9 protein-coding genes are annotated in these 11075 nt (G+C 42.8%); 6 read left to right on the forward strand and 3 right to left on the reverse strand.

Going from position 1 to position 11075, the window contains the following annotated elements; all coding sequences use genetic code 11:
* Positions 1-602 precede the first annotated feature (602 nt).
* Genes ACQY8X_RS01775 through ACQY8X_RS01785 form a run of 3 tightly spaced genes read left to right on the forward strand, consistent with a single transcriptional unit; the run spans position 603 to position 3892 of the window.
* On the forward strand, positions 603-1850 hold the full coding sequence (locus ACQY8X_RS01775) for an SIR2 family protein (RefSeq protein ID WP_428033422.1): 1248 nt from the start codon (positions 603-605) through the stop codon (positions 1848-1850).
* Positions 1837-3690: an ATP-binding protein gene (locus ACQY8X_RS01780; RefSeq protein WP_428033423.1), complete on the forward strand. Its 1854-nt coding sequence runs from the start codon at positions 1837-1839 to the stop codon at positions 3688-3690. Before ACQY8X_RS01775 ends, ACQY8X_RS01780 begins: the two co-directional genes overlap by 14 nt.
* Positions 3683-3892, forward strand: a complete 210-nt coding sequence (locus ACQY8X_RS01785; protein ID WP_428033424.1) for a KTSC domain-containing protein — start codon at positions 3683-3685, stop codon at positions 3890-3892. Before ACQY8X_RS01780 ends, ACQY8X_RS01785 begins: the two co-directional genes overlap by 8 nt.
* A gap of 284 nt (positions 3893-4176) precedes the next feature.
* On the opposite strand, the gene ACQY8X_RS01790 is transcribed toward ACQY8X_RS01785, so the two are convergent.
* Positions 4177-5214: a GGDEF domain-containing protein gene (locus ACQY8X_RS01790; RefSeq protein ID WP_428033425.1), complete on the reverse strand. Its 1038-nt coding sequence runs from the start codon at positions 5212-5214 to the stop codon at positions 4177-4179.
* Positions 5215-5491: 277 nt separating this feature from the next.
* Between ACQY8X_RS01790 and ACQY8X_RS01795 the strand changes: the two genes are divergently transcribed.
* On the forward strand, positions 5492-5974 hold the full coding sequence (locus ACQY8X_RS01795) for an N-acetyltransferase family protein (protein WP_428033426.1): 483 nt from the start codon (positions 5492-5494) through the stop codon (positions 5972-5974).
* Positions 5975-6104: 130 nt separating this feature from the next.
* On the opposite strand, the gene ACQY8X_RS01800 is transcribed toward ACQY8X_RS01795, so the two are convergent.
* A complete protein-coding gene (locus ACQY8X_RS01800) occupies positions 6105-6881 on the reverse strand; it encodes an MBL fold metallo-hydrolase (protein ID WP_428033427.1) in 777 nt (258 codons plus the stop codon).
* Positions 6882-7023: 142 nt separating this feature from the next.
* Positions 7024-8115, reverse strand: coding sequence for a polyamine ABC transporter substrate-binding protein (locus ACQY8X_RS01805; RefSeq protein ID WP_428033428.1), 1092 nt, complete (start codon positions 8113-8115; stop codon positions 7024-7026).
* 373 nt (positions 8116-8488) lie between these two features.
* Here ACQY8X_RS01805 and ACQY8X_RS01810 point away from each other — a divergent pair, with 373 nt between their 5' ends.
* Positions 8489-9385, forward strand: a complete 897-nt coding sequence (locus ACQY8X_RS01810) for a LysR substrate-binding domain-containing protein (protein WP_428033429.1) — start codon at positions 8489-8491, stop codon at positions 9383-9385.
* Positions 9386-9765: 380 nt separating this feature from the next.
* On the forward strand, positions 9766-11052 hold the full coding sequence (gene urtA, locus ACQY8X_RS01815) for an urea ABC transporter substrate-binding protein (RefSeq protein WP_428033430.1): 1287 nt from the start codon (positions 9766-9768) through the stop codon (positions 11050-11052).
* Positions 11053-11075: the final 23 nt, after the last annotated feature.

Consider the following 11075-nt stretch of genomic DNA (forward strand, 5'->3'; position numbering starts at 1 on the left):
AAAAAGCGTGACGTGCCAGTCGTTAGCGCTTGAAAAGAGTCTTCTCAATAGGCTAAATGGAAAGCGTTTAAGTTGAGTACGCTGCAAGGCAGTTGTTTGTTTTTACCGTTTATTTTGTTCAGTCTAGCGGCTATGCTGGCTTTATCGTTAGATAAGGGTATGTTTTGCGGCTTAGGTAGCTCGCAAAATATCAGAAACAAAGGGATAAGTTGAAACGCTAGTGGGGTGCTACGCCAGGTTAAGAATGCAACTCTCGTTTTTGTCTTAAGGGAGATCGCGATGTTCAGTACTTCCTTTTTACTATCTGATAGTTATCGTGCCTTTTGTAAATATTGCCTGGCATGCATATACGCTTAACTGCCTTTGAAGTTTTAAACCTAAGGGGATATGAAAATCAATGACTCTGACCCTTTTGATTCTGACTCAAGACGGACTATTGTGTGTCGGATGGTTGTACTAAAAATAACTTTTATCTTTTTAAAAAGTTAATAGATGTACGTTATTTGATGCCAGAGAGTGGCATCCAAGAAATAACTTGTATGGTATCTAGTCATGTTTTTATACCACAATTAATATTGTTAGTTCGCAGACAGGAAATAAATATGACTCAAACTACAGTCCACAATCCTGATCGATATATGGCAGATTTACGCCAAATTCTTTCACAAGGCCGGAAACGGATAGGTTTGTTTATTGGGGCTGGAGCCCCTGTTGCCCTTAGGGTAAATGCCCAAGGGAAATTAGATTCTTCTGGTGACCCCATAATTCCTGATGTAGCTAGACTAACAACGTATGTTATAGAGTCATTGGAAACCCCTGATAAGTCGATTGTTAATACGCTGCTTCCTGAGCTTGGACCATCGCCGAATATTGAAACTATACTTACTCGTGTACGGAGACTTGCTCAAGCTATTGGGCTATCAGAGATTCATGGTTTAAATGCTGCCGGATACGAAGGGCTTGCAGAACGAATTTGTAATTTAATAGGAGCTAGGGTAAACCCTAGTTTACCAGTAGAATCTAATCCTTATACGGAGCTAGTATCCTGGATTGGTGGCACCCATCGTGAACACCCAGTAGAAATTTTCTCTCCTAACTATGATCTTCTGACTGAAGAAGCATTTGAGAGAGCAGAGTTGCCTTACTTTGATGGTTTCAGTGGTTCACATAAGCCATTCTTTGATCCAACTTCAATGTCAAATGATACGCTGCCAACAAGATGGTCCCGGTTATGGAAAATTCATGGATCTTTGGGCTGGGACGTTATCAATGGCAAAGTAATTAGGACCGGTAGTCGAGACGCCACCAAACTGATTTATCCTGATCATCTTAAGTACGATCAAATCACTCGGCAACCATATTCAGCCATGTTTGAAAGACTAAAAGAATTTCTCAGCACTCCAGATAGCATTTTACTTTGCACTGGCTTTTCATTTTTTGATTCACATATCACAGCTCTCCTTGATGAAGCACTTGAAGCTAACAAGCATACAGCGATATTTGCTTTTCAATTTAAGTCACTAGAAGAAGAAAAGAATGCGGTTGAACTTGCTAAAAGACGTCCAAATATGAGCGTCTATGCAAATGACGGGGCAGTTATTCATGGAGTTGGGGGGAAATGGTTGCCCGGCCAAAATCCAAATGATGATTGGCTAAACATACGTAAGACTTTCTGGGATCAATCGTCTATTCAAAAATTTATACTGGGGGATTTTGCTAAATTAGCTCGTTTTTTCGCACTATCTAAATCAACTGATTTTACACCAAGTATACAAAGTGACAATCAAGCATTAGTCGATTCTGCTGCTGGTCCTGAAGCTTCAATAGGAGAGATTAATGCTCAGCAATGACCCCACTTTTTTAGGTACTGTCGGCTCTGTATCTGGTTCATCAGTAAGTGTTCAGCTTGCACAATCAATAGCCTCAGGGCTCTCCATTATTGAAGGCAGGGCATATAGGGTCGGTCAAGTTGGAAGTTTTATTCGAATACCTCAGGGATATCAGGATTTATTCGGCGTTGTTTCCGAGGTTGGAGCTAAAGAAATTCTTAACTCCGAAGGAGAGCTTTCAGGCGAAACAGGTAGGTGGATGAAGATTCAATTGGTAGGTGAATCCATTGGCGGCTCTTTCGAAAGAGGAATCAGCCAATATCCTAATATAGGTGATAGTGTTCACACAACGACAGTTAGTAACCTTGCCAAAATCTATGGCTCTGATAGCTACGGGCAAGTATCTATCGGTAATCTTTCTAGTGCGGAAAGCATTTCCGCAAAAATTTCTGTTAATGAACTAGTGACTAGGCATTCAGCTATTCTCGGTTCTACTGGCTCGGGCAAGTCAACTACAGTTGCAAGCCTATTACGTTCTATTACTTGCCCTTCAGACGAGAGCAATAAATACCCAAGTGCCAGAATATTAATGCTGGATATTCATGGTGAGTACTCTGAAGCTTTAGCCGATGTTGCAAAAGTTTTTTCAGTCGATCCGAGGCCAGATGAAACCAAGCTGTACATCCCTTATTGGGCAATAAATACTTCTGATTTAGTAAAATTCCTTACTGGAGGAGTAGAAGGTGTTCGGGAAAGTGCTTTTTACGACAAAATATATGAATCTAAATTAGCTTCACACACAGTATCAAATTTTGATGGAATTGAGGAAAGTTCCATTACTGTTGATACGCCTGTGCCTTTCAGCCTGAAAAAAATGTGGTATGAATTGATAGATTTTGAACTCACGACATTCGAAGGGGCTGATCGGGATGAGCCTGCTCAAATAGAACCAGGTGACCCCGAAACATTAACACCACCGAAATACAAGCCACACGCTATGGGTGCAAGAGGCCCTTTTATCAACCAGCAAGCATTAGGTGTTCGCCGGCAGCTAAGTCTACTACGTTCAAGAATGATTGATCGTCGTTATGATTTTCTTTTGCATCCTGGATCTTGGGAACCTGCTTTAGATGGTCGTGTAAAAAAGGATCTAGACTCTTTGTTAGCTAGCTGGCTAGGTAATGACAAACCCATAACTATATTAGATTTATCTGGTGTGCCTAGCTCAATACTCGAGTTGTTAGTAGGGTCGATTCTAAATATTGTTTATGATTCGCTATTTTGGAGTAGGGAAAAATCTGAAGGGGGCATAGCTCGTCCACTTCTTGTTGTTATGGAAGAAGCTCACAGATATTTATCCGCAGGTCATGAAAGCCTAGCCTCAGAGACGGTACAGAAAATAGCCAAAGAAGGCAGGAAATACGGTGTAGGTGCAATGGTGGTTAGCCAACGACCATCTGAAGTAGATGAAACCATATTGTCTCAGTGTGGTACTTATTTTGCGCTGAGGCTTTCAAATCCCGCAGATAGAGCCAGAGTACAGGGAACATTGCCTGATGGGCTTGTCAGCTTACTTGATGTGCTCCCGGTTCTTAAAACGGGGGAAGCTATCATTATGGGAGAGGCAGCAAAACTTCCCATGCGTTGCAGAATTACTTTACCAGCCAAAGAGCATCGACCTAAAAGCAGCGATCCAGAAGTTGCTGTGCAATGGGGTCTCGATAGACGTCTAGAAGGATATAAGCGAGTGGTCGCTTCTTGGAGGGCTCAGAAGCCACGGGCAATTGTTGGTAATGTAAAAATTACCCGAGAACGTGTAAATGATGAGTCTTCAGAAAATAATGGAGAAAATAATGAATAGAGACTACGTAGTATCTTCAAATATTGCATCTGTTGGGTATGATGAAGCGACGGAGACCTTAGAGGTTGAGTTTATAAATAGCGCGATATATCAGTATTACAATGTCCCAATAAATATTTATGAAAGCCTAATGCGTGAAAGCTCCAAAGGTCAGTTCCTGCATGCTTATATTAAAAATATTTATCCATATTCGCGAGTGTGAAATAACGCAGGAAAGTGAAGTTACAATTATGTAAGTTTATTTCTGTATTTTCTAGTTAGTCCATTCTTGGCCGCCAGTAGGCCGCTTTGGTTAATCAGAGTGATGTATGATCTAAGATCAAGGGGTCAGAGTGTTGATTTTAGATCAAGGGCTCTGAGACTCCGTTAATAATTCGGTGTAACGACCTCCGTGTTCTCTGTGCCCTCTGTGGTAAAAACGCGCTTCCGCTTTTCCTAGCAAGCGAAGCGTCTAACAGCTAGCCACTAGCGGCTTCTTTCCCCCCGTCAGGTTATTATCCGCGACCCTTCCATTGCCTTGGCTTCATACATTTTTTTATCGGCGATACCAACCAGCTCATCCAGGCTCATGTATTGTCCTGGTCCGGTTTCTACAATACCCATACTCAGCGAAAAGTCTGGATAAATTTCGACAAAGCTCGCTACTATTCGTCCAGCAACTGTTTGGGCAGACTGGGCGTCTGCATCGGGTAACATGATGCAAAATTCATCGCCGCCATAGCGGCAAGGGACATCTGTTTCCCGTATATGCAGTGTGATGCACTCTGAAATGACTTTTAATACCTCATCGCCCTTCAGGTGACCGTACTGGTCATTAATCTGTTTAAAATTATCGATATCAAAGTAGATCAGCGAAAAGGAGGCTTTGCGACGCACAACCGATGCCAGCAGCACACTGGCAAGTTCGCGCATCGCCCGTTGATTGTTGATACCCGTCAGCGGATCTTTTTTGGCCAGTTCTTCCAGCTGAACAGTGCGTTCCGATACTTTAACTTCAAGGCTATTGGCATACATCTCGGTTTTTTTCTTAGCCAGTTCCAGCTCTGAAATCATGCTGGAGATATAGGTGTCAAAAACCAGCGTTGTATCGAAATAGAGTAATTTGTCTAAAGCCTCTTTGGTCTGCGAGAGGACTTCAGTGGTCTCTATAGACTTATTGAGCACTTCAAAGAGAATCAGTTTCAGTGAACTAATCGCGCTCAGATAGAGTTTTGGTTCAACCCCAATTCTCTTATGGACCATACCGATTCGTAAGCGGTTATTGACATAAGTACTGTCATACTGGCCTGAAAACAGATCAAGAATATACTGATGCTGTGCGCCTTTCAGCCGGTTCAGAGTGTCTACATCACCGATCAGTACAGCGATTTCATCAATGGCGAGCTGAGAGAGATAGAAGCGCTCAACAATTGAATCCACCTCTGAATTGATAAGCGGAAGTACGTCTTTAAGCAGCTCAAAGTGTCTGAGGGAGAGTGCAGCAAGTTCCAGCCTGCTTTGAATCTCTGCATCACTAATCTTCATTTGATCCAAAAGCGTCTGATGTGTCCGAAGCATTATTTTTTACCCCAGCTGCTGATTTCCATTCAACGAAGACTTTACCGTCTTGATCGGTATAATAGATTCACTGAATACCATAGTAGTTTAGTCAAGTAAAATGGTTTGTTACCAGTACCCATACTGGGTAGCTGATAGATTCTTCTTTACTATCCGGTAGTTAACATGCCTTATGTCTATAAAGCCATGCACTCGCGTCAGCCTGGTTTAAAATTTTATTTGTCGCTGTAAACAGGAATATTAAGTGCCAGTTATAAAGATTGAAGAGGCAACGATTGACGATTCAGCTTTGATTCTACGGTTTGTTAAAGAGCTTGCGCGTTATGAAAAAGCAGAGCATGAAGTCGTTGTGACTGAGTCTGATATAGAAAAATCATTGTTCGGTCAGGACTCAACCACTCATGCAGTGATCTGCAGTGTAAATAACGAGCCGGTTGGCTTCGCTGTGTATTTTTTCAATTACTCAACCTGGCTCGGCAAGAACGGCCTTTATCTTGAAGACCTATACGTTTCACCTGAGTACCGGAGTGTCGGGGCAGGTAAGGCACTCTTAAAACACCTGGCTAACATCGCAGTAGAAAAAGGCTGTGGGAGGTTCGAGTGGAGTGTTCTTGACTGGAATGAACCCGCTATAAAATTCTATAAGTCGCTTGGTGCTAAAGCAAAGCACGAGTGGGTGGGTTATCAGTTAACAGGCCATGAACTCACTGCACTTGCGGAGTCCTGAAGATAAGTAAGTCGGGATTAAGCTCGATGTTACAATCCATGGTTATAGTCTTTAAGGTTCTAACTACTGGAAATCGGTAGCAGAGGAACAAGGCCATGACGCAATACCTGTTCCTGCTTCGTGTGCTTTTTTATAATGATTTCGATTGAATATAATGTCGAGCAATTTCAATATGTCTGCTACGACCAAATATTTCATCGTGACCGGGGTAAACTGATTGAACTGGTAGTTTAAGTAGACGTTCCATTGTTACGAGATAGTCTTCAACGCATGCGCCCGAAATATTATCCAATAAGGGACCATCGTATATTGCGTCGCCAGAGAAAAACCAGCCCATTTTTTCTTCCCATAAAGCGATACTGCCGGGTGAATGGCCTGGTAAATGGAGTATTTCAAAGTTGAGATCTCCGAGGTCTATTCGATCTCCCTCGTCAACTAATCGTGTCGGTTCGATACCTTGTAAGGTGACATTGGCTGGATTAAAACCTTTTTCAGGATAGGCACTCAACAGTGAATGTTCTGGAAGAGGGCATCCTACATCGGCAAGTGCCTTTTTCATATCATCGGGATAATCAGCCGTAAGTAAGGACAGTTTGTGCGCTCCTGAGCACATACTCGGTGCCTCAAGCCGATGAACAACACGAACTGAAAATTCGTGAAGGCTGCCGACATGATCATGGTGTGTATGGGTTGCAACAGCTGTAATTGATCGTTCAAAAAGATCACTAGCCGCTTGTTTTAAACTGCAAATACCCATCCCTGAATCTACCAATAGATCTGCATCACGTCCGCGTATATGCCAGATATTACATCTAATTAAAGGGTTAACATGAGGTTCCCAAAGCAATGTTAAGCGATCATTAATCTTCTTGCGCTCAAACCATTTCTCAGCAATTTTAATCGCCATTATAAACTCTCAACTTGGCCATATTTACGTGAATTAGGTATGTTTTCTATAAGATTTTGATTTAAATATAATTTTCCATAGACTTAAGAATTAGTAAAAAGTAGGTGCTATTAAAAACATCTACTTTTATTACTTTGGATATTCAGTGGTTTGTTTTTATGTTTGTCCAAATTCGAGACAGCTTTCTATCAAATTTTGCTGTATGTGCTTTAAGAACAAACAGACTTGATTTTATGGATTGAGAAGGATAAATGGCTGTGTTGTTTTTAACGTCGTCTAAAAGGTATGGTTCGGCTGCTTTATTCGCTATAGCAAATAAAACGTAATTGGACGCCGATGCTGCTATTTCTGCATCAAGTATGTAGTTGATAAATTTATATGCTGAGTCCTTATGAGGTGCATCAGCAGGAATGGCCATGACATCTAACCATAACAAGCTGCCTTCTTTAGGCGTTATATAGGCAATATGATGATTGTTTTGTACTTCGATAGTACGCGCTTGTGCTAATAGCATATCGCCATTATAACCAACTGCTATACAGATATCTCCTGATGCGAGGTCATTAAGAATATTCGTACTGTCAAAATAACGAATGGATGAACGCACAGATTGTAATAAAGTATTGACTTGATCTAAGTCGGTTTGCTTTTCACTATTTGGATCTAAACCTAAATAATTTAAAGCGATAGAGGTTACTTCGGCAGGTGAATCTATAAAAGCGATACCACAGTCGGCCAGCTTAGCGGCATTCTCAGGTTTAAAAACTAGATCCCATGAGTGTTCTGGGGGGTGTCCGAGCCGTTTAGTGACCATATCGACGTTATAACCAATCCCTGTTGTGCCATACATATATGGAACACCATATTTGTTTCCTGGGTCACTGACCTGTGCACGCTCTTTTATTTCATCATCAAGGTTCCCATAATGGCTTAGCTGCTGCTTATCTATCTGATGAAAAACTTCCGCATTAATTTGGCGCTCAAAAAATCCACCTCCAGGAAATACGACATCGTAACCCGTATTGCCTGTTAAGAGTTTTGTTTCTAACACTTCATTTGAACTATAGACCGCATAATTGACTTTGATACCTGTTGTTTCTTCAAAGCTTTCAATAATGGTCGGGTTTATATAATCTGCCCAGTTATAGATATTGACGACTTTTTCTGAAGTATCAGCATGAGCTTGAAAGCCGATCAGCATGATGAACGCTAAAGTATAGGATGTGTTTTTCATTCTTGCTCCTCAAGATATTAATAATACTTAAATAGATATTTACTCTTGATATTATTTAAATTAAAAATTGTAGATAAAGTGAGTCAGTGGTGTTATGTCGATAATGAATCGGTCAAAAACGCTAAGTAAGGCTCAATGATCAACATTTTCGTCATCGGTATGGAGTCATCTTCATGATCTGAAAAGAGCTTCCCCCCGAACATCGATGACAATTAGGGTTGGCTTTCCTTCGATAAGGGCTCGTCTGATCTTGGCTATTTTAATACCTTCACGTTTGGCGTTATGAATGATTGATTGGTAGGATCTCACATTAAGAAAATCTTAAAAGGGCAAAAAAATTGCGCTCAGCGTAGCTTTAAGCTACAGTCAGGCGATGCCAAAATCGATTGCTTATCTTAATGCATTGCGTGCTTTCGAAGCCGCGTCTAAAACCCAAAGCTTTGCAAAAGCAGGGTTAGATTTAAACGTGAGTCACGGCGTTGTTAGTAAGCATATTAAAAATTTAGAGGCGTGGCTCGAAGTGAGCCTTTTTACTCGGCACGGCAACCGTGTCGAACTTACCGATGAGGGGCGCGTACTGGCACCGCGAATCTCAGAGGCATTTAAAATTATTCAAGACTCCTGCGATAGTATTAGAGCAACGCCGCGTAGCAAGGTTATCAATATTACCGCTGAGCCGGCTTTTGCCTATAGGTGGCTTAGAAAACAGTTAGCAGACTTTAAGACACAGTTTCCTAATATTGATATCAATCTAAAATCTGCGTGGAGTCCACCGGATATTAATGAAGGCTCGGTTGATATTTGTATTCATTTTGAGCAACTCCTCAAATCATCCGAAGTGACGCTGACAAGGCTATTTCCCTTCGAAGGCTTTCCCGCGTGTTCACCCTCGTTGTTCAAAAAAAATAGGTTAGAAGAGCAAGGAGTTACCGCTGATTTACCGTTGGTGCATGAGAGTGGCCGTGATATTTGGCGTAGTTGGTTTGAGGAGTATGAACCGAATAATGATGCTTGGAAAAGGGGGACTGTGTATTCCGACCTATCACTGGCGCTTGATGCTGCGGTTGATGGTGAAGGGGTCGTTTTAGCCGATGATGTTTTGTGTGCCCGAGAACTCGCGGAGGGTGCTCTGATCATTATGGATAATCGGCGTTTGTTTTGTGATTGGTATTCCACAGTGACCAGCCAAAAAGCCAGCTCGAAACCTGAAGTAGATAATTTTCTATCCTGGCTAACCGAAAAATTCAGTGACATTCAGCATGGAAAATAAGCCAGCTTCATTAGGTCATTAATCCGGCGGATCAATACGTCGTTTTGGTCTTGTATTCTTCATACTGCTATTTGAAGCATAAAAGAAGACTGCTTTATTTCCCCAATCGATGATCTAAACCTCCCATGAAATTTTCCCCCTCTAGCTCTTGCGAGCAACGGCTTTTCAGCCTTTTCTAGCAAGCGAAGCGTCTAACCCCTAGTCACTAACAACTTCTTCCCCCCCCTTATACGTCATTTGACGTATAAGGGTGCGTCAATCACCCCATACCTTCCTTGAGCGGTATTTCTAATAATGGTTTTGTGAATAACAGATTCCCGGGATGCTGATCCTGCCCGGAACACAAGAATCGCAACTTAACCTCAAGAAGGGAAATAGATATGAAGATCAAACATCTGGTTTCAGGTATTGCTCTGACTATGGGCGCCAGTGCGCTGAGCATCAGTGCTATGGCGGCTGACACGATTAAAGTAGGCGTACTGCACTCTCTGTCCGGTACGATGGCGATCAGTGAGACAACCCTGAAAGACACCGTTCTGATGATGGTTGAAGAGCAGAATAAAAAGGGTGGTTTGCTGGGTAAGAAGCTTGAAGCGGTTGTGGTTGACCCTGCGTCTAACTGGCCGCTGTTTGCTGAGAAGACCCGTGAGCTGCTGACTAAGGATCAGGTTGATGTCATCTTCGGTTGCTGGACCTCTGTGTCCCGTAAATCTGCACTGCCAGTGCTGGAAGAGCTGAATGGTCTGATGTTCTATCCGGTTCAGTATGAGGGTGAGGAATCTTCTAAAAACGTATTTTATACCGGTGCAGCGCCAAACCAGCAGGCAATTCCTGCGGTTGATTACCTGATGAATGATCTGGGTGTGAAGCGCTGGGTGCTGGCGGGGACTGATTATGTTTACCCACGTACCACTAACAAGATTCTTGAAGCCTATCTGAAAGCAAAAGGTGTGGCGGCTGAAGATATCATGATCAACTATACGCCTTTCGGTCACTCTGACTGGCAGTCAATTGTCGCGGATATCAAGAGCTTTGGTGCTGAAGGTAAGAAGACTGCGGTAGTCTCTACTATCAACGGTGATGCCAACGTGCCGTTCTATAAAGAGTTGGGAAATCAGGGGATCTCTGCTGAAGATATTCCTGTGGTTGCCTTCTCTGTCGGTGAGGAAGAGTTGTCGGGTCTCGACACTAAGCCTCTAGTCGGTCATCTGGCGGCATGGAACTACTTCCAGAGTGTTGAGAGCGATGCGAACACTGCATTCATCTCACAGTGGAAAACCTTTACCGGTAACCCTGACCGCGTAACTAACGACCCTATGGAAGCGACATACATCGGCTTCAAGATGTGGACTCAGGCGGTTGAGAAAGCCGGAACCACTGACGTTGATGCGGTTGAGCAGGCGATGATAGGCCAGGAAACTGAAAACCTGACCGGTGGCATGGCGTATATGAATAAGAACCACCATCTGAGCAAGCCGGTACTGATCGGTGAGATTCAGGATGACGGTCAGTTTGAAGTAGTTTGGGAAACTGAAGGTCTTGTGCCGGGTGATGCTTGGTCTGACTTCCTGCCAGGGTCTAAAGACCTGATCTCTGACTGGACTGCGCCAATCTCTTGCGGTAACTACAACACGGTTACCAAGACCTGCTCCGGTCAAAACTACTAACCCTTAGGGTGTTCAGTAGTGCA

The organism is Amphritea sp. (genome assembly GCF_050300915.1).
GTDB lineage: Bacteria > Pseudomonadota > Gammaproteobacteria > Pseudomonadales > Balneatricaceae > Amphritea.